General features: G+C 63.6%; 18 protein-coding genes. 7 read left to right on the top strand and 11 right to left on the bottom strand.

The features are described from left to right. Positions 1-36: 36 nt before the first annotated feature. From alr to rpsF, 5 genes are all read right to left on the bottom strand, one after another. Entirely contained in the window at positions 37-1,167 is a 1,131-nt protein-coding gene (gene alr, locus GDR53_RS01490) for an alanine racemase (RefSeq protein ID WP_193336362.1), read from the bottom strand. A gap of 2 nt (positions 1,168-1,169) precedes the next feature. Beyond that, positions 1,170-2,654, bottom strand: coding sequence for a replicative DNA helicase (locus GDR53_RS01485; RefSeq protein WP_193336361.1), 1,485 nt, complete (start codon positions 2,652-2,654; stop codon positions 1,170-1,172). Between the two features lie 251 nt (positions 2,655-2,905). Beyond that, positions 2,906-3,478: a 50S ribosomal protein L9 gene (rplI, locus tag GDR53_RS01480; RefSeq protein WP_193336360.1), complete on the bottom strand. Its 573-nt coding sequence runs from the start codon at positions 3,476-3,478 to the stop codon at positions 2,906-2,908. 129 nt (positions 3,479-3,607) lie between these two features. Then, positions 3,608-3,862: a 30S ribosomal protein S18 gene (rpsR, locus tag GDR53_RS01475; RefSeq protein ID WP_408639777.1), complete on the bottom strand. Its 255-nt coding sequence runs from the start codon at positions 3,860-3,862 to the stop codon at positions 3,608-3,610. Between the two features lie 18 nt (positions 3,863-3,880). Next, positions 3,881-4,279: a 30S ribosomal protein S6 gene (rpsF, locus tag GDR53_RS01470; RefSeq protein WP_193336359.1), complete on the bottom strand. Its 399-nt coding sequence runs from the start codon at positions 4,277-4,279 to the stop codon at positions 3,881-3,883. Between the two features lie 324 nt (positions 4,280-4,603). Here rpsF and fabD point away from each other — a divergent pair, with 324 nt between their 5' ends. The 7 genes from fabD to gmk all read left to right on the top strand — a co-directional run bounded on the left by fabD (position 4,604) and on the right by gmk (position 10,883). Next, positions 4,604-5,554, top strand: a complete 951-nt coding sequence (fabD, locus tag GDR53_RS01465) for an ACP S-malonyltransferase (RefSeq protein ID WP_193336358.1) — start codon at positions 4,604-4,606, stop codon at positions 5,552-5,554. A 52-nt stretch (positions 5,555-5,606) separates the two neighbouring features. Further along, entirely contained in the window at positions 5,607-6,344 is a 738-nt protein-coding gene (fabG, locus tag GDR53_RS01460) for a 3-oxoacyl-[acyl-carrier-protein] reductase (RefSeq protein ID WP_193336357.1), read from the top strand. A 217-nt stretch (positions 6,345-6,561) separates the two neighbouring features. Then, positions 6,562-6,798: an acyl carrier protein gene (locus GDR53_RS01455; protein WP_046138081.1), complete on the top strand. Its 237-nt coding sequence runs from the start codon at positions 6,562-6,564 to the stop codon at positions 6,796-6,798. Between the two features lie 28 nt (positions 6,799-6,826). Next, positions 6,827-8,089 (top strand): beta-ketoacyl-ACP synthase II, encoded by a 1,263-nt coding sequence (fabF, locus tag GDR53_RS01450; RefSeq protein WP_193337909.1) that lies wholly within the window; start codon positions 6,827-6,829, stop codon positions 8,087-8,089. A gap of 157 nt (positions 8,090-8,246) precedes the next feature. Then, a complete protein-coding gene (mltG, locus tag GDR53_RS01445) occupies positions 8,247-9,347 on the top strand; it encodes an endolytic transglycosylase MltG (RefSeq protein ID WP_193336356.1) in 1,101 nt (366 codons plus the stop codon). Then, positions 9,344-10,234, top strand: coding sequence for a YicC/YloC family endoribonuclease (locus GDR53_RS01440; RefSeq protein ID WP_232846693.1), 891 nt, complete (start codon positions 9,344-9,346; stop codon positions 10,232-10,234). The genes mltG and GDR53_RS01440 overlap by 4 nt, the downstream gene beginning before the upstream one ends. 10 nt (positions 10,235-10,244) lie before the next feature. After that, entirely contained in the window at positions 10,245-10,883 is a 639-nt protein-coding gene (gmk, locus tag GDR53_RS01435) for a guanylate kinase (protein ID WP_232846692.1), read from the top strand. A gap of 20 nt (positions 10,884-10,903) precedes the next feature. Here the strand turns inward: gmk and rsmA are convergent, their stop codons facing one another. The 6 genes from rsmA to GDR53_RS01405 all read right to left on the bottom strand — a co-directional run bounded on the left by rsmA (position 10,904) and on the right by GDR53_RS01405 (position 18,239). Then, a complete protein-coding gene (rsmA, locus tag GDR53_RS01430) occupies positions 10,904-11,764 on the bottom strand; it encodes a 16S rRNA (adenine(1518)-N(6)/adenine(1519)-N(6))-dimethyltransferase RsmA (protein WP_193336355.1) in 861 nt (286 codons plus the stop codon). Continuing rightward, positions 11,761-12,759 carry a 4-hydroxythreonine-4-phosphate dehydrogenase PdxA gene (gene pdxA / locus GDR53_RS01425; RefSeq protein WP_193336354.1) on the bottom strand — a complete coding sequence of 333 codons (999 nt, stop codon included), beginning with the start codon at positions 12,757-12,759 and terminating at the stop codon, positions 11,761-11,763. Before pdxA ends, rsmA begins: the two co-directional genes overlap by 4 nt. A 50-nt stretch (positions 12,760-12,809) precedes the next feature. Beyond that, a complete protein-coding gene (locus tag GDR53_RS01420; protein WP_210321378.1) occupies positions 12,810-13,709 on the bottom strand; it encodes a peptidylprolyl isomerase in 900 nt (299 codons plus the stop codon). Positions 13,710-13,807: 98 nt separating this feature from the next. Next, positions 13,808-16,081 (bottom strand): LPS-assembly protein LptD, encoded by a 2,274-nt coding sequence (locus GDR53_RS01415; RefSeq protein ID WP_193336352.1) that lies wholly within the window; start codon positions 16,079-16,081, stop codon positions 13,808-13,810. A 23-nt stretch (positions 16,082-16,104) separates the two neighbouring features. Further along, a complete protein-coding gene (locus GDR53_RS01410; protein ID WP_193336351.1) occupies positions 16,105-17,175 on the bottom strand; it encodes an LptF/LptG family permease in 1,071 nt (356 codons plus the stop codon). Further along, positions 17,172-18,239, bottom strand: coding sequence for an LptF/LptG family permease (locus tag GDR53_RS01405; RefSeq protein ID WP_193336350.1), 1,068 nt, complete (start codon positions 18,237-18,239; stop codon positions 17,172-17,174). The genes GDR53_RS01410 and GDR53_RS01405 overlap by 4 nt, the downstream gene beginning before the upstream one ends. Positions 18,240-18,399: the final 160 nt, after the last annotated feature.

The following is an 18,399-nucleotide window of genomic DNA, read 5'->3' as shown; positions in this document are numbered from 1 at the left end:
TGCATCAGGCTTGATGCACAAGAACAAAGCGCGAACTTATTCCGGTGGCAGCTTGCCGTCGCCCACATAATTGCGGTTATAGCGGCCCTTGAGCGCCGTCAGTACCTCATAGCCGATCGTACCGGCCGCATCGGCCTGGTCATCGACGCTGATATTGGCCCCGAGCACTTCGGCGCCTTCGCCGGGGCTGGGGATATCGGCGCCCAGTTCTGTGATATCGACCACGATCTGGTCCATCGACACCTTGCCGATCACGGGACAGAGCTTGCCACGGATCGCCACCTTGCCGCCCGGCCGCGAATTGGTCCCGGAAAGACTCCGGAAAAACCCGTCTGCATAGCCATGGCTGACAATGGCCAGCCGGCTGTCGCGCGACAGGCTGTAGCTGGCTCCATATCCGACGGTCTCGCCGGTCCGGGCTTCCTTGACCTGCAGGATCGGCACATGCAGCGTCACCACGGTCGCCATCGGGTTCTTGCGCCCGTTCACCGCCCGGCCGCCATAAAGCGCGATGCCCGGCCGCACCATCTGGAAATGGTAGTCGCGCCCGCTCATCAGCCCGGCCGAATTGGCCAGCGATGCCGGAATGCCGGGAAACTGCGCCATCACCGAGCCGAACAGCGCCAGCTGCGTGCGGTTCTTCTCGTGATTGGGCTGGTCGGCACAGGCCAGGTGGCTCATCAGCATCTGCGGGGCATAGCCCAGCGTCTCGATGCGCTCGCGCACGAACCCGGCCTCGTTGAGGCGGAAGCCCAGACGGTTGATGCCGGTATCGAAGTGGAAGGCGGACGGATAGGCCTCGTTGCGCTCGAGGCACTTGGCCAGCCATTCCTCCAGCATCTCCACCGAACAGAGCACCGGCATCAGGTTCTGGCGGATGTAGAGATTGGCGGCGCCCGGATAGAGCCCGTTCATCACGAAGATATGGGCTTCCGGCACGGCGGCGCGCACCGCGATACCTTCATCGGGCGTGGCCACGAAGAAGAACCGCGCGCCGGCGGCATGCAGCGCCTTGCTGGCCACGGTAATGCCGGTGCCATAGGCGTCCGCCTTGACCACGGCACCGGTCAGCGCGCCGGCACTGACCTTGTCGAGGGCCCGCCAGTTTCGGGCCAGCGCCCCGAGATCGATACTGAGTTGCCCGCCAAGCCCAGACGTCAACGCCATGCCTATTCCATACGCTCTGGCAGGTAGTCGGCCCGTGCCAGATTGCCGAAGCGCGTATACTGCGCCTCAAAGCTTAACTGAACCGTACCCGTGGGGCCATGGCGCTGCTTGGCAATGATCACTTCGGCCTTACCGTGCACCTGTTCCATTTCCCCCTGCCAGGTCATGTGCTCTGGCGTGCCCTCTTTGGGCTCCTTGTTCTTGAGATAGTATTCTTCGCGGTAAACGAACAGCACCACGTCGGCGTCCTGCTCGATAGACCCCGATTCGCGCAGATCGGAAAGCTGCGGATGCTTGTCATCGCGCGATTCGACCTGGCGTGACAGCTGCGACAGCGCCACGATGGGGATCTCGAGCTCCTTGGCCAGCGCCTTGAGGGTCGTGGTGATTTCGGTCAGTTCCTGCACGCGGTTCTGGCTCGAGGCCTTGCTCGAGCCGGTCAGCAGCTGCAGATAGTCGACCACTAGAAAATCGAGGCCCTTCTGCCGCTTCAGCCGGCGCGCCCGCGCTGCCAGCTGGGCCACGCTGATGCCGCCGGTATCGTCGATATAGAGCGGAATGGCACTCATCATGTTGCTGACATCGACCAGCTTGGAAAACTGGCTGTCATGGATGCGGCCGCGCCGGATGTCGGATGAGGAAATCTCGGCCTGCTCAGCCAGCACACGGGTGGCCAGCTGCTCGGAACTCATTTCGAGGCTGAAGAACCCGACTATGCCGCCATTGACCGTCTTGAGGTGGCCGTCCGGCTGCACCTCGGATTTATAGGATTTGGCGACGTTGAAGGCGATATTGGTGGCGAGCGAGGTCTTGCCCATGGCCGGACGCCCGGCCAGGATGATCAAGTCGGAACGCTGCAACCCGCCCATCTGCCGATCGAGGTCATCGAGCAGCGTGGCGACGCCCGAGAGCCCGCCATCGCGCTGATAGGCTTCGCCGGCCATCTGGATCGAGGCGCTCAGCGCTGTCGAGAAGTTGAGGAAGCCGCCGTCATAGCGGCCCTTTTCGGCCAGCTGGAACAGCTCGCCTTCCACCTTTTCGATCTGCTTGTTGGGCGTCAGCTCCACGTCCGATTCGTAGGCGACCTGCACCATTTCCTCGCCGACCAGGATCAGGTTGCGCCGGATCGCCAGGTCATAGATGGCCTGGCCGTAATCGGCGGCATTGATCACCGTGGTGGCTTCGGCCGCCAGGCGCGCCAGATACTGCGCCATCGTCACGTCGGGCAGCAATTGCTCGGGCAGGTGGGTCTTGATCGTGGTGGGATCGGCCGATTTGCCGGCACGGATGATCTTGCCCACCAGCTCATAGATGTCGCGATGGATGGGCTCGTAGAAATGCACCGGCTCGAGAAAGTCCGACACCCGGTAGAACGCGTCATTGTTGATCAGCACGGCGCCCAGCAGCGCCTGCTCGGCCTCCACATTGTGCGGGGCGAGGCGGAACGACTTGTCTTCGGTCGGATGAAGCCGTGCGATCTCTGCCATGGGTCCCTCGGGTAAAACGTTAACGTGTCTTAACCGTCACGTGGCCGGAGTCGATTCCTAACGGCCAGCCGGTTCGCGATTGGTTAAGGCCCGTAACCGCCGCCGGTTAACTCTGTGAACAACGGGGATTGTGACCGCCTGAGCTTGCATTGGACAAGGCGGCAATAATGCGCCGAGTCGGCGCGTCGGCCCAAATAAAAAGGCCGGGCAAAGCGCCCGGCCTTTCAATTCCTGAGGGGCGTTTGCGGGGCCTAGGCTTCGTCGTCGAAGCGGTCGTCCTGCTTGGCGTCCTTCTGGCCGGCGGCGAAATCGCCATCGACGTCGTCTTCATAGACCGTCACGGTCACATCTTCGCCGGCAACCTGGCGGGCGGCTTCGTCGGCCGAACGGGCGACGTTGACGGTGATGGTCACGGCAACTTCGGCATGCAGGTTCAGCGACACGCTGTGCAGGCCGACCGACTTGATCGGGTCAACCAGGTCAACCTGGCTGCGCTGCACGGTAAAGCCGCTCTCGGCCAGGGCTTCGACGATATCGCGCGAGGCGACCGAACCATAAAGCTGGCCGGTTTCGCCAGCCTGACGGATCATCGTCACGGTGGTGCCGTTCAGGCCTTCAGCAATGCCCGAGGCAGCGTTGCGACGGTCTTCATTGCGCTTTTCGATATTGGCACGTTCGCCTTCGAACTTCTTGCGGTTGTTCTCGGTGGCGCGCAGGGCCTTGCCCTGTGGCAGCAGGAAGTTACGGGCAAAGCCGTCCTTCACTGTGACTTCGTCGCCGATCGAACCCGTACGGGCGATACGCTCGAGAAGAATGACTTTCATGGGGGAATTCCTTGTGGCTGTCCCGTCTCACGGACGGTTAGGAGCGTCGGACCATTCCGTTCGCCCCAGCGATGTGCCGGTTAGGGCACCGATAGGGTGGAGGGGCTGGCCTAAGCCAGCCCGACCGAATTAGGCGACGGCGTAGGGCATGATGCCGATGAAGCGGGCGCGCTTGATGGCGCGGGCCAGTTCACGCTGCTTCAGTGCCGAAACGGCGGTGATGCGGCTCGGGACGATCTTGCCGCGCTCGGAAACGTAGCGCGAGAGCAGGCGCACGTCCTTGTAGTCGATCTTTGGCGCGCCTTCGCCCGAGAACGGGCAGGTCTTGCGGCGGCGCTGGAAAGGACGGCGGGCCTGGGCGGTTGTAAGGTCTTTGATTGCCATAGCGTAGGGGTCCTTGTCTTAGAAACGGCGCGGGCGGCGTTCGGCGGAGAAACCGCCACGCTCGCCACCACGATCGGGGCGGGTATCGTCGCGGTCGCGCTTTGCCATCATGGCAGACGGGCCTTCTTCATGCTCGTCCACGCGGACGGTCATGAAACGCAGGATGTCTTCATTGATGCGCATCTGACGCTCCATTTCAGCGACCGCTGCGGGCGATGCCTCGATGTTGAGCAGGGTGTAATGCGCCTTGCGGTTCTTGCGGATGCGGTAGGAGAGACCCTTGAGGCCCCAATATTCGTTCTTGGTGACCTTGCCGCCGCCGGTGGCGAGGATCTCGGACAGCGCCGTGGTCAGCTCTTCGACCTGCTGCTGGGAAACGTCCTGGCGAGCCAGATAGATATGTTCGTAAAGGGCCATGAATGCGCCTTCCTTCGTGGTTTAAACACAGCGTTCGCTTAGCGCGGAGCCTCCTTGAAGCCGGGAAGGGCGTCAAAGCAGTCTTGCAAAGAGCGGGAACACGGGAGGCCGGGCAAAACCCTATTCGTGCAAAGCACAAACCCTCCGTTCAGCCCCCGGCCAAACGAATTGCTGGCGCGGCTATAAGATAACCGGCACGGCGAAGCAAGGCTAAACTGGGCGAAACCCGTTGCGCGCCTTGACTCCGCCACACCCTCAAGGCAAACGCCGGGCAACTGGACAGGGGCAGTGCCGACTGTCTAACTGCTATCCTGGAGGGCTTTCATGACCAAGCGCGCATTCACATTTCCCGGACAGGGCAGTCAGGCCGTCGGCATGGGCAAGGATCTGGCTGCGGCCTATCCCGAGGCTCGCGCCGTATTTCAGGAGGTCGATGAGGCCCTGGGCCAGCGCCTCTCGGCCATCATGTTCGAAGGCTCTGACGACATTCTGCGTCTCACCGAAAACGCCCAGCCGGCGCTGATGGCCGTCAGCCTCGCCATCATGCGGGTACTGCAGGCCAAGGGCATTCGCCTCGTCGATCACGCCGCCTTCGTCGCCGGGCACTCGCTGGGCGAATATTCGGCGCTCTGTGCGGCCGGCTCATTCTCCCTGGCCGACGCCGCGCGTCTGCTGCGCATTCGTGGCCTCGCCATGCAAAAGGCCGTTCCTGTCGGTCACGGTACCATGGCGGCGCTGCTCGGCCTTGATCTGGCAGTCGCCCGCGAAGTCGCTGCCGAAGCCGCCGGTGACGACGTCTGCGATGTCGCCAACGACAATGCCCCGGGCCAGGTCGTCATTTCCGGCGCCACCGCTGCCGTCGAGCGCGCCGTCGAGATCGCCAAGGCCAAGGGCGCCAAGCGCGCCTTGCTGCTGCCCGTCAGTGCTCCTTTTCATTGCGCCCTGATGCAGCCGGCTGCCGAGGCCATGCAGGCCGCCCTGGCCGACGTCACCGTCAATGCCCCGGTCGTGCCCCTGGTCGCCAATGTACTGGCCGCCCCCATCACCGATCCCGACGACATCCGCCGGCGCCTGGTAGAGCAGGTGACGGGCGTCGTGCGCTGGACCGAAAGCGTCACCTGGCTGACCGGCCCGGGCGGCGTCACCCATCTGGCCGAACTGGGCACCGGCAAGGTGCTCACGGGCCTGGCCAAGCGCATCAATGCCGAAGCCGTTGCCACTGCCGTCTCAACCCCTGCCGATATCGATGCTTTCGTGGCCGAGCTCTCGGCCTGATCCCTGTTCCGGGTCCTGCGACCTGAATCACTTCTCCACCGGAGACCACTAAATGTTTGATCTGACTGGTAAGCGCGCCCTCGTCACCGGCGCCAGCGGCGGCATTGGCCGGGAAATCGCCAAGGCCCTGGCCGCTGCCGGCGCCACCGTGGCCCTCAGCGGCACCCGGGTCGGCGCGCTCGAAGACACCGCCGCCGCCATCGGCAAGGATTGCCCGATTCTGCCCTGCAACCTGTCCAAGCTCGACGAGGTCGACAAGTTGGTGCCGGCTGCCGAAGCTGCTCTGGGTGGCCTCGACATCCTCGTCAACAATGCCGGCATGACCCGCGACAATCTCTTCATGCGCATGAAGGATGAGGAGTGGGATGAGGTCATCGCCGTCAATCTGACCGCCGCCTTCCATCTCAATCGTGCTGTGCTGCGCGGAATGATGAAGCAGCGCTTTGGCCGCATCATCGGCATTTCATCGGTCGTGGGTGTCATGGGCAATCCGGGGCAGGGCAACTATGCCGCTTCCAAGGCCGGACTGATCGGCATGAACAAGGCCCTGGCGCACGAAGTGGCCTCGCGCAACATCACCGTCAATTCCATTGCCCCCGGCTTTATTGCCTCGGCCATGACCGACGAACTCAACGACAAGCAGCGCGAGGGAATCCTCTCGACCATCCCGGCCAATCGCCTGGGCACAGCCCAGGAAGTGGCCGCCTGCGCGGTTTTTCTGGCCAGCGACGCAGCGGGCTACATCACCGGCCATACGCTCAACGTCAACGGCGGCATGGCAATGATATAAAAAGGGCGTTCACCCGCCCAAAACCGGGGCATTGGCTTATGGCGCAGCTTTGACAAGTGTGCTAATCGGCCCCGATTGCATCACTGGCACATCGCCTTGCGGGCGCCCGAAAGCGCGCTTACATTGCCGGTTAATCAGCCAATTGGATGCTTGAAGATTTGGCACTGCGCCAATAGAAGCGAAACGAAACGTCGATTTCGAAAAGGGAAGTCAAACTATGAGCGATGTCGCTGATCGGGTCCGCAAGATCGTTGTGGAACACCTTAATGTGGATGCCGAGAAGGTTGTCGAAAAGGCCTCCTTTATCGACGATCTGGGTGCTGACTCTCTCGACCAGGTCGAGCTGGTGATGGCCTTTGAAGAAGAATTCTCGGTCGAGATTCCGGACGACGCTGCTGAAGGCATTCAGACCTTCGGCGATGCCGTTTCCTTTCTCACCAAGGCTGTCGGCTAATTACCGGCGGGGATAGTTCAACATGGAATTGCGTCGCGTTGTCGTATCCGGAATGGGGCTCGTTACGCCCCTCGGATGCGGAGTTGAAGCCACTTGGGCCAATATATTGGCCGGCAAGAGTGGGGCCCGGCGCATCGATGAATTCCAGGTTGACGATATCGCCTGCCAGATCGCTCATCGCTTGCCGCTCGGCGACTACGCCGACGGCAAGTACAATCCAGATGAGTGGATGGACACCAAGGAACAGCGCAAGGTCGACCCGTTCATCATCTACGCGATGGCGGCGGCGACCCAGGCTATTCAGGATGCCGGCGTCGAGCCCAAGACCCAGGAAGATCAGGAACGCACCGGCGTTTTGATCGGCTCGGGCATTGGCGGTGTCGGCGGCATCTACGACGCTTCCATCATCCTGCATGAGAAAGGGCCGCGTCGGATCAGCCCCTTCTTCATTCCCGGTCGCCTGATCAACCTTGCCTCCGGCCAGGTCTCGATCCGCTTCGGCCTCAAGGGTCCCAATCATTCCGTCGTCACCGCTTGCTCAACGGGCGCGCATGCTATCGGCGATGCCGCCCGTCTGATCGCCCTGGGCGATGCTGATGTGATGGTGGCCGGTGGCGCCGAAAGCTGCGTCAATCGCCTGGCCCTGGCCGGTTTTGCCGCCTGCCGGGCGCTCTCCACCGGCTTCAACGACAATCCCACCGCCGCCTCGCGCCCCTATGACAAGGATCGCGACGGCTTCGTCATGGGCGAGGGTGCCGGCATTGTCGTGCTGGAAGACTACGAGCGCGCCAAGGCCCGTGGCGCCAAGATCTATGGCGAAATCATCGGCTATGGCCTGTCGGGCGATGCCTATCACATTACAGCGCCCTCCGAGGATGGCGACGGCGGCTTCCGCTGCATGCAGGCCGCCATCAAGCGCGCCGGCATCACCCCTGCCGATATCGACTATATCAACGCCCATGGTACCTCGACGCCGCTGGGCGACGAGATCGAACTGGGTTCGGTGACCCGCATGCTGGGCGATGCCGCGCCGAACGTGGCCATGAGCTCCACCAAGTCGGCCGTCGGCCACCTGCTGGGCGCCGCCGGCTCGGTCGAGGCCATCTTCTCGCTGCTGGCCATGCGCGACAATATCGCGCCGCCGACCCTCAATCTGGACAATCCCTCGGTCGAGACGGTGATCAATCTGGTGCCCAAGACGGCATTCAAGAAGGAAATCAACGTGGCGCTCTCCAACAGCTTCGGCTTTGGCGGCACCAATGCGACCCTGGTCATGCGCAAGGTTCACTGATTTTTCAACACCAGCGCGTCACGCCAGACGCGATGTGCCTCTTGTTTTTGCCACGCGTCCTGCCGACAATGACCGCCATGCTGTCGCGGCGCGCCGCTGATTTGCATCCCCATTTACGCGCCGCTGGCGCGATCGCGCAGCAAGGTTGAATTGCACCATGAATGATTCAAAGGCCCGGCGTCCGCGCCGCCGTTCGCGCAACGGCTTTGTCGACATCCTCAATGGCCTGCTGACCCTGCTGGTGCTCGGCCTGCTGCTGGCCGGCGGCGCCTTTCTCTATGGCGCCTCCCAGTTCTATGGCGATGGCCCGCTGGGCGAGGAGACGGTTTTCCGCGTCGAATCTGGCTCCGGTCTGGGCTCGATCGCCACGCGCCTTGAAGAACAGGGGCTGATTTCCAACCGCTACATCTTTCAGCTCGGCGGTCGCGCGCTCGAACGTGCCGCGGCGCTCAAGGCCGGCGATTTCCGCATTCCGCCCGGTGCCAGCATGGACGATATCCTCATCGAGCTCACCGAGGGCAATCCGATCCGCTATGCCGTGACCATCCCCGAAGGCTGGTCCACCTTCGAAGTGCTGCAGCGCGTCAACGCCAATGAGAACCTGATCGGCGAAGTGGCCAGCCTGCCGCCCGAAGGTTCCGTCCTGCCCGGCAGCTATGATTACGTCCCCGGCGATACCCGCCAGTCCGTTATCGACCGCATGCAGGCGGCCATGACCACGGCCCTGGCAGAAGTCTGGGCCAGCCGCCAGGCTGACCTCCCCATCGAAACGCCCGAAGAGCTGCTGGTCCTTGCCTCCATTGTCGAGCGCGAGACCGGCGTGGCCACCGAGCGCCCCCAGGTTGCCGCGGTCTTCGTCAATCGCCTGCGCGAAGGCATGCGCCTGCAGTCCGATCCCACCATCATCTATGGCATTACCAAGGGTGAGGCGCCGCTCGGCCGCGGCCTGCGCCGTTCCGAGATCGAGGCCCAGACCGAGTACAACACCTACCAGATCGATGGTCTCCCCCCCACGCCCATCGCCAATCCCGGCATCGAGGCGCTTCAGGCCGTGGCCAATCCCGATAGCCACGACTATCTCTACTTCGTGGCCAAGGGTGCCTCGCCCAGCGAAGGCCATGTTTTTGCCGAGACCTATGCCGAGCACCGCCAGAACGTCGCCCAGTACCGCAAGCTGGCCGACGAGGCCGAGGCGGCGCGTCAGGCGCTGGAGGATGAAGAGGCCGGGGAAGAGGCCGACGCGCCGGCTGCCCAGTGAGCCACGCCCTGGCCAGTATGACGGGCTATGCCCGCGCCACCGGCGCGGTGCAGGGTGCCAGTTTCACCTGCGAGATCAAGTCGGTGAATTCGCGCGGCCTTGACGTCCGCATGCGCCTGCCACCCGGCTTTGACGCCCTCGAGAGCGAGATCCGCCAGCTGATCAGCAAGATGGTCTCGCGCGGCTCCATCACCTGCAATCTGGCCATTGAGCGCGAAGGCGCCGGCGGCCATGTCCGTCTCAACCAGCAGGCTTTGGATACCGTACTGGCGGCTATCGCCGAACTGGGGAGCAGGCTTGTGGCCGCCCCGCCCAGCCTCGATGGCATCCTGGCCCTGCCGGGCGTGCTTGAGCAGCGCGATCAGCCGCTCACCGCTGCCGCCGAAGACAGTCTTGGCATCGCCATCATGGACGCCGTATCCCGGGCCCTTGTCGATCTCGTGCTGGCCCGGCGCCAGGAGGGTAACCGCATCGCCATCGTCCTGCTCGATCGCCTGGCTGAGATCGAGGCGCTGATCGCTCAAGCCGAAACCCATCCTGCCCGCAGCCGCGAAGTCATTATGGCCCGGCTCCGCCAGCAGATTGCCGATCTTGCCGTTGACGTCAGCCTGTCCGAGGACCGGCTGGCGCAGGAGGCGCTGCTGCTCGCCACCAAGGCCGACATTCGCGAAGAGCTCGACCGGCTGGCGGCCCATCTTGCCAGCGCCCGCCAGCTGATTGCCGGGGGCGGTGCCGTCGGGCGGCGGCTCGATTTCCTGTCCCAGGAATTCAACCGCGAAGCCAATACCCTGTGCAGCAAATCCAATGCGGTGGAGCTGACCGCCATCGGTCTTGACCTCAAGGCGGCGATCGATCAACTACGCGAGCAAGTGCAGAACATCGAATAGGAATTGGCTGATGGAGTTTCAGCGTCGTGGCGTCATGCTGGTGATTGCCTCGCCTTCGGGCGCCGGCAAGTCGTCTATTTCCCGCGCCCTGTTCGGTGCCGATCCCAATATTCGCCTCTCGGTCTCAGCCACCACTCGGGCGCGCCGAACCGACGAGGTCGATGGCAAGCACTATCACTTCGTGGACGTCGCCACCTTCAAGCGTATGCAGGCCGATGGCGAAATGCTGGAATCGGCGGAAGTGCATGGCAATTTCTACGGCACGCCGCGGGCCCATGTCGAAGAGCAACTGGCTGCCGGCAACGACATCCTGTTCGATGTCGATTATCAGGGCACGCTGCAGCTCTATCGCAACAGCCGCAAGGACATGGTGACCGTGTTCATCCTGCCCCCCTCGATCAAGGAATTGCGCGCTCGGCTGGAACGCCGCGCCCAGGACAGCGTCGGCACCATCGAGACACGGCTGCGCAATGCCCGCATCGAGATGGAACACTTCGCCGAATATGACTATGTCATCGTCAACGAAGACCTCGAAGCCTCGACCCAGCGCGTCCGCTCAATTTTGGTCTCAGCGCGCCTCGAACGGGAGCGTCAGATCAATTTGAACAGCTTCGTCAAGGACTTGCAGAACCAGATCGATTCTCTCTGACAGGCCCTTGAATCGATGGGTCAGCCCTGGCCCTGCGCCCGCCGCAGTTCGGGCAGGGCGCGCGCCATCGCCAGGAAAACCGCGATCGGCAGGTCTTCAGCCCGCTCGCTGCCGGTAATGCCGGCCGCCGCCAGCAGCCCCTCCACCGGCACGCCGGTGGCTTTCAGGCTCTGCCGCACCATCTTGCGCCGCTGGCCGAAGGCCGCCTTGGTGATCTGCTCGACATGCTTGACCGCAATGTCCGCATCGACCGCCTTGGGCACCAGGTGCACCACGGTCGAGGTGACATTGGGGGAGGGCACGAAGGCCTCGCGGCTGACATTGAAGGCCATGCGCGCATCACTGCGCCAGCCCGCCAGCACGCCGAGCCTTCCATAGGGATCCTCGCTGGGCTGCGCGCAGATGCGCTCGGCCACTTCGCGCTGGAACATCAGCGTGAGGCTCTCGAAAAACGATGGCCAGGGGTCCAGCGTCAGCCAGCCTGTCAGCAGCGGCGTGGCGATATTGTAGGGCAGGTTGGCAATGATCCGCGTCGGGCCATCCGCCAGCGTCCGGTAGTCCATCTCCAGCGCATCGCCGCTGATCACTGTCAGCCGGCCCGGATAGGCCTCGGCGATCTGCGCCAGCGCGGGCAGGGCCCTTGCATCGCGCTCGATGGCAATCACTTCGCGCGCGCCCTCGGCCAGTAGCGCCCGGGTCAGGCCGCCCGGGCCCGGACCCACCTCGATGACGCGCACGCCCTCCAGCGAGCCGCCCACGCGCGCGATCCGCGCCGTCAGATTGAGGTCGAGCAGGAAGTTCTGCCCCAGCTCCTTCTTGGCGCGCAGCCCGTGTTCCGCGATGACTTCGCGCAGCGGCGGCAGATTGTCGATTTGGCTCATTGGTTCGCCGTCATTGCGTCCGCCAGTTCGATGGCGGCGAGAAAACTCTTGGGGGAGGCCCGCCCGGTGCCGGCCAGGTCGAAGGCCGTGCCATGGTCGGGCGAGGTGCGCACGATGGGCAGGCCCAGCGTCACGTTGACGGCATCCTCGAAGGCCACCGTCTTGATCGGGATCAGCGCCTGGTCGTGATACATGGCCACCACGGCGTCGTATTGCGCCCAGTGCGGCGGGTAGAACAGGGTATCGGCCGGCACTGGCCCTGTGACCCCCAGGCCCTCGAACTGCAATTGCGACACGGCCGGTCCGACGATCTCGAGGTCCTCGCGGCCAATGCTGCCGCCTTCGCCCGCATGCGGGTTGAGGCCGGCTACCGCGATCTGTGGATTGGCAATGCCGAAGCGCTGCCGCAGGTCATGGGCTACCACCCGCACTGTCTCCACGATCAGCGCCTTGGTCAGGAGGTCCGGCACATCGCGGATCGGCACGTGGATGGTCACCGGCACCGCGCGCAGCCCGCCATGCGCCAGCATCATCACCGGCAGCTTTGGTTTGCCGCCCTGGGCGCAGAGCGCCGCCAGGAATTCGGTATGGCCAGGATGCTTGAAGCCGGCCTGGTAGAGGGCTGACTTGTGGATGGGCCCGGTTACCAGCGCGCGGCAACTGCCCCTGAGCGTCGCTGCCACGGCCGCCTCGATGCTGGCAATGACCGCATGGCCTGACAGGGGGGACGACTGCCCCGGCTGGTCAGGCACATTGCCGTCAATCGCCGCGATCGGCAGGGCCTCGGCAAAGGCCGCCATGGCCCCATCAGGTCCGACGGCGGCAAAGGCAATGTCCAGCCCCAGTCGGGCGGCGCGCGCCGCGAGGAAATCGGCATGACCGAAGAGACAAAAGGCGGGCAGGTTGAGCTCAGCACGCCGCGCATAGAGCTGCAGCGCGATGTCGGGGCCGACGCCGGCCGGCTCGCCCATGCTGATGGCCAGCGGCTTTTGCATCTCGGCCCCCACGGCGGATGGCTGACGGGCCCGTCCGGCGGGCCCGCAGCTTAGTTGTAGATGATCTTGGTGCGCTTGCGCAGGTCTTCAAGATAGGTGGCCGTCTGGCCGCCCAGCGCGCTGTCGCCGGCTTCGGAGCGCAGCTCGCTCTTGATGAAGGTCAGGTCTTCGGCCTGGGTCTTTTCGCATACGGCCAGCATGGACACGCCATTCTCGACGACGCGCGGCTTGGTAATGCCGCCAACATTGAGCCCGGCCAGTTCCTGGGCAATGGCTTCAGGCAACTGGGTGGCGTGCCGGCGACCGACATCGACCACGGCCGCATCGGTAAAGTTCAGCGACAGGTCGACCGCGGTATCGCAGCCGGCAAAGCCGCTGCGATACTGGTTGGCCTGGCCGGTCCGGCCGCTGGAGCCCTGGCCGACAAAGATGATTTCCTTGAGGATATAATCAAAGCCCTGATAGGCCTGCACCTTGCTGGCAGCCTGCTGATCGAGGTCCAGCTCGGAAATCTGCACCTGCGGCATGATCGCCATTTCGGTCACGGCATTCCAGGCGATGGCGGCCCGCAACCGGTCCTTGAGCGTATCGATATTGATGCCGCGCTGCTGCAGCAGCTGCCGCAGATTGTCGGTATTCATCTTGAGGTTGCGCGCAATCTGCAGGAAGGCATCGTCGATCTGCGCATTGGACACCGTAATGCCCAGGCGCTTGGCTTCGCTCAGCTGCATGGCCTCATCGACCAGCTGCTCGGTGGCGCCTTTGGTGCCCCCGCCATTGCCTTCCAGGGCAAACAGCTTCACGCGCTGCGAGATCTGCAGATCGGTGATCGGTGTGCCATTGACGGTCACCTTGACGCTTTGCGCCAGGGTCGGCATCGCGGCGGCCACGCTGAGTACGATCCCAACGACCAGGGCGCCGACTGCGCGTCCCCATAAACCATTTGCCATCATCGTCTCTGCCTCGAAATCTTGTGCCCGCCTTCCATGCGGCGGGAATCCCTCGCTGTCAATTGCCCGCACATTGCGGCCAAAATCCGGTTCGGGGGCTAGAGGCCCGGCGTGAGGTCGCGCGTATAGCCCAGATTGAGACCCGCGGGCGCCTTGATGGCAAAGCTGGCAGTGACCGTCGTGGCATTGGGCGAGGTATGGGTCGGTCCGGTGCGGTTGGCATTGGCGCCGATCAGCAGGTAACCGTCGTCATACTGGATGCCCCCGCCGATCGAGGCCAGGCTATTGGCCTTGAGGTCCCAGTAGCTGCTGGCGCTGATGGTCCAGTAGTCGGCAACCGGCACACCGACCCCGGCGCCGATCTCGTGCTGGTCATTGACCACGCCCGCCGCCGGATTGGCGGCCAGATAGGTGTAGTCGACCAGAGCCGAGTAGCCGTCCAAGGCTATGCTCGCCCCAAGGCCTGCCCGGGCCACCCGCGGCTTGGCCGTGTCGATCTGCAACTTGCCGCCCAGCTTGATGCCCGGGGAGAAGGCGCCATAGGCGCCCAGCACAGTATAGGAGGCATTGCTGTCGAGCCCGCTGCCCACTGCCGTCTGCGCCGCATCCGCCGCTGCAAAGGCGTTGGTCCCCGCCAGCTGGAACGATTGCCCGGCTATCAGCTCCAGATAGCTGTCGCCCGCGAAATTGACCTGGTAGCGGGCCCCCACATTGGCGCGCAGCCCGGTTTCCTGCCGGTCGCCGCCGGAAAACCGGTTGTAGCTGAACAGGTTGGTGTCATCGAAGACAAAGCTCTGGGCGTCATCATTGGTGATGCCCACCGCCGTCGTATTGCTGCCGCGATAGACCAGCTGCGCGATCGGTTCGATCAGATGCACGGTCTGTCCGTCGCTGGCCACCATCGGGTACCGCACATCCATCGCTGCAATCGGCGTGGCGCTGAACAGGCTTGTTGGCCCCGGGGCGCCCGCGCTGCTGTCTTCATAATAGGCCATATCGGTGCGAACACCCATATAGGGCGTAAAGACGAAGCCGCCACCGCCGATATACTGGTTTTGCCAGGCGATCTCGACATTGGCGTGCTGCTTGGTGCCATCCTGCCCGAAGCTGTAGGGCACGCCGCTAGCGCTTGTGGTCGCCTTGACGGCACGATGCACGCCGAGCAACTTGCCCTTGACCTCGATACGGCCCTGACCCGGTGCGAGCTCCTCGATGTGGTTGAACCGCACCGACGGCAGGTTTTCGCCCTGCTGCCCCTGGCTGGCCGCCGTCACATCGCCCAACTGGGTAAAGCTCTGCACCCGCGCGTCGATATAGGTGTCGTTGGTCAGGTTGGTCGCATAGATCTCGTTGACCGAGGACTTGTCGTCGGTCCGCGTATAGTCCGGCAGGTAGGCCGCATCGGAAAAGACCGAATAGCTCATGCCTACGGTCCAGTCCTCGATGGGCGTAAAGCTCGCGCTGGTCTGTATCGCCCCGCGCCAGTCGCGCCGGGCTTCGCTGAAGGTGAAGGCGCCCGGATCGCGTTGATTGATCCCCGAGGCCTTGACGCTGACCGAGCCGCCCTCAAACCGCTGCACCACGCCCCCGCCAAGCAGCAGACCCTGTCGGCTCATCAGGGCCGGTGTCAGCACCACATCGGTCCAGGGGGTCGAATAGACGGTCGTATTGAAGGCCAGCGTGTGGCCGGTCTTTTCGGTATAGACGTAGCTGGGCTTGGGAATGCGTGACAGGGCGCTTTCGCTCGTGTCGGGCATGTAAAAGAACGGCAGCCAGGCCACCGGCACGCCCAGCAGCGACAGGTTAGGCTGGTCCATGTAGAGCGAGCCGTCAGACGACGAGATCACCCGTTTGGCCTGCATCGACCAGCCGATGCGCCGGCCCTTGGCGTCGATGCACTCGCCGCAGGGCGCATAGGTCGCATTGATCAGCAGCGTCTCGAGCGCCTCGTCATAGTCGGTGCTGTCGGCCGTGATCCGGGCGCCGTCGTAGGTCGTGATCGTCATGGACTCGAGAAAGGCCTGCTTCATGCCGCCATTGACCTGCAGGTCCGTGGTATTCGTCAGATTGCCTGAGGGGTCTTCAATGGTCACCGCGCCGGTGAATTTCAGTTCGCCGCTGGCGCGCTGATACACCAGGTCTTGCCCGGTCAGCGTATAGCCGCCGCGCTTGAGCACCACATCGCCATTGGCCCGGATGACATCGGCTTCGGCATCGAAACTCAGCGTATTGGCGGCAATTTCCGAAGGGGCGCTCGGATCGATCGGGGCATTGTAGAAATCTGGCGGAATCAGGTCCTGCGCGGCTACGCCGGACACGGCCAGCATCGCCACGACCGCACTGGCACTGGCCAGGCGGAGCGCCGACGTCAACAAATCGCTCCAGCCCAATTTTCTCACGCGCGCCCGTCTTCCTTGTGCAGCAGCACCGTCACGCCAATGACGATGGCCACAAATGCTGGCCCGACTGCCGCAAACGTGGGGTCGAGGACGCCGGTCGACCCAGCCCGGTCGGCCATCTCGGTGATCACGAACACGACAAACCCCAGCACGATCCCGTAAAGGACCGCTGGACCATAACTAGATGACCTTCGATAACCTGCGGTAAACGCAAAGGCAATGAACAGCGAACCCGTCAGCACCAGCGGCAGGGCTAGCAATTTTATCGTGCGCATGGTCGCCGCATTGCGGATCGATTCGTCCGCCACGCCGGCCCGCAGCAGGGCGGCCAGCTCGAAAAAGGTCATGTCTTCGGTGGAGGCCAGCTTGAGGCTGATTTCGGCGGGGCTCGAAGTGGTGGGCAGCCGATAATTGTAGACCGTTCGCGCCGCCTGATGGGCATTGCGGATCACGGCCGTCGGCAGCAGCCATTCTCCCGGCTGCAACTGCGCCTCGGGCGCCTCGATGCGGGTGTCTTCCCCGCCACTGAGCGGAAAGACGGTGACATTGCCCAGTAGCGCGCCGCCCGGCTGCATGCCTGTCGCCATCATCAGATAATGCGTATCGCCACTGCGCTGCTCAAGCCAGATTTCTCCGGCGGGTGTCTGCAGGCTCGCTTGGCCTGGCGGGGTCGGGTAGAGCCCGCGATTGATCATCGTGCTGGCGGTTTCCCCGCCCAGCGCAATCGCCAGGCTGAGCACCGCCAGGGCAATGGTCGGCGCCCGTACAGCCCACCAGATCGAAATCCCGCTCGATTGGATCACCGTCAGCTCGTGGCGCGCCTTGAGGTCGAGAAACCCCAGAATGGCGCCCATCAACACGGTGACGGGCAGCGTCTTGATCGTCCAGCGCACGGCACTCATGGCCACCATCAGGGCGGCCATCGGCAGTCCGTAATTGTCCGCCACGAAGTTGAAACGCCAGGTGTCCAGCGATTCCGCCAGCATGATGATGCCGTAAAAGATCAGCACCGTGACCCCGATGCGGCTGCCCAGGCGGTTCAGCACCAGCCAGTCGATCCGGGTCATGCCGCCACTCCCTGCAGTCGGCGCGGCCAGCTCAGCATCAGCAGCGCACCGCCGCCGATAATGATCATGGCCAGCGCACCGGTCGACGGACCGAGCGGACTATAGGCGCTGATGCCACGCTCACCAAAGGCGATCAGCAGCACCACGGCCTCGAGCGGCAGGTTGAAGCGCGGCCGCCTGCCGTTCGGAAAGCCCGCCATGGCCAGCACCAGCATGCAGATGCCGATGACGCGCAGGCCCTCTGCCGCCCGGTTGCCCAGCACCGTCAGCAGCTCCTGCGACCACACCCCCGTTTCCATGGCCCGCTGCACCAGCGTCAGGCTGTCGGTCTGGTAAAGCCCGTCGCTCTGGCCGACCGGTTGGGAAAAGCGATCAACATTGACGTCATAGCGGGCAAAGGTGACCTCGGAAAACCTTCCATCCGCGCCGGTGTTCTGCAGCGACCCGTCGCGCAGTTCGAGTACATAATTGTCGCCATCGGTCGATACCCGCGCCGACTCAGCCACATAGGTTCGTCTTGTTTCCGGATCGCGCCGGTCATCGGCAAAGAACTGCTGGATTTCGCCATCGCCCGATCGTCCGCCGATCAGCATGACCACGCCAGGCGTCACTTGGGTGAACCGCTGCGGCTTCAGCGTTGAACTGACCAGGTCCGCCGCCACGCTGGCGCTCAGGACGTTGAGGCGCCGATTGGCATCGGGCTCGATGAAATTCGACAGCAGCAGCACCCCCACCACGCCGGCGCCGGCCACGATCGCCGTGGCTTTCCAGAGCGAGCCAAGGCCGCCGCTGGTATGGATGATGTGCAGTTCGCGATTGCCCTGCAGTGCCTGCAACGCCCGAACCAGGCCAATGCCGATGCACACATAGAAGAACGATACCGCCAGCGGGGGCAGGGTGAGCAGCCCCTGCAGCGCCAGCGTGACAACGCCCTGGCCCTTCACCGACACGACGTCGAATGAGCGCAGGCAGTTGACCAGCCAGAGCAGGAAACACACCACGCCGAACAGGATCGCCGCATCGGTGACGAACAGGCGCGCAAGATAAGCCGTCAGTCGCTTCATACTGTCTGACTAACGTCCCCAGGTGCCGCAATTATGGTTCAATCTACGCATCGACCTTGGTGCAGTTCGCGGGGTCAGACAAGCGCTCAAACGGTCCATCGTGATTTGGGGGAGATCCTGTTGCGGGATTGACGCGCCGCCCAAACAAATCAATGTAAGC

Source organism: Devosia beringensis (assembly GCF_014926585.1).
Classification (GTDB): Bacteria; Pseudomonadota; Alphaproteobacteria; order Rhizobiales; family Devosiaceae; genus Devosia; species Devosia beringensis.
The sequence above is the reverse complement of the archived record's forward strand: the minus strand, read 5'-3'. Positions and strand labels throughout refer to the sequence as shown.

Excerpts from the sequence above, each read along its gene's own strand:
- alr (WP_193336362.1), bottom strand. The coding sequence starts at position 1,167 with ATGGCGTTGACGTCTGGGCTTGGCGGGCAACTCAGTATCGATCTCGGG.
- GDR53_RS01485 (WP_193336361.1), bottom strand. The coding sequence starts at position 2,654 with ATGGCAGAGATCGCACGGCTTCATCCGACCGAAGACAAGTCGTTCCGC.
- rplI (WP_193336360.1), bottom strand. The coding sequence starts at position 3,478 with ATGAAAGTCATTCTTCTCGAGCGTATCGCCCGTACGGGTTCGATCGGC.
- rpsR (WP_408639777.1), bottom strand. The coding sequence starts at position 3,862 with ATGGCAATCAAAGACCTTACAACCGCCCAGGCCCGCCGTCCTTTCCAG.
- rpsF (WP_193336359.1), bottom strand. The coding sequence starts at position 4,279 with ATGGCCCTTTACGAACATATCTATCTGGCTCGCCAGGACGTTTCCCAG.
- fabD (WP_193336358.1), top strand. The coding sequence starts at position 4,604 with ATGACCAAGCGCGCATTCACATTTCCCGGACAGGGCAGTCAGGCCGTC.
- fabG (WP_193336357.1), top strand. The coding sequence starts at position 5,607 with ATGTTTGATCTGACTGGTAAGCGCGCCCTCGTCACCGGCGCCAGCGGC.
- GDR53_RS01455 (WP_046138081.1), top strand. The coding sequence starts at position 6,562 with ATGAGCGATGTCGCTGATCGGGTCCGCAAGATCGTTGTGGAACACCTT.
- mltG (WP_193336356.1), top strand. The coding sequence starts at position 8,247 with ATGAATGATTCAAAGGCCCGGCGTCCGCGCCGCCGTTCGCGCAACGGC.
- gmk (WP_232846692.1), top strand. The coding sequence starts at position 10,245 with ATGGAGTTTCAGCGTCGTGGCGTCATGCTGGTGATTGCCTCGCCTTCG.
- rsmA (WP_193336355.1), bottom strand. The coding sequence starts at position 11,764 with ATGAGCCAAATCGACAATCTGCCGCCGCTGCGCGAAGTCATCGCGGAA.
- pdxA (WP_193336354.1), bottom strand. The coding sequence starts at position 12,759 with ATGCAAAAGCCGCTGGCCATCAGCATGGGCGAGCCGGCCGGCGTCGGC.
- GDR53_RS01420 (WP_210321378.1), bottom strand. The coding sequence starts at position 13,709 with ATGGCAAATGGTTTATGGGGACGCGCAGTCGGCGCCCTGGTCGTTGGG.
- GDR53_RS01410 (WP_193336351.1), bottom strand. The coding sequence starts at position 17,175 with ATGACCCGGATCGACTGGCTGGTGCTGAACCGCCTGGGCAGCCGCATC.
- GDR53_RS01405 (WP_193336350.1), bottom strand. The coding sequence starts at position 18,239 with ATGAAGCGACTGACGGCTTATCTTGCGCGCCTGTTCGTCACCGATGCG.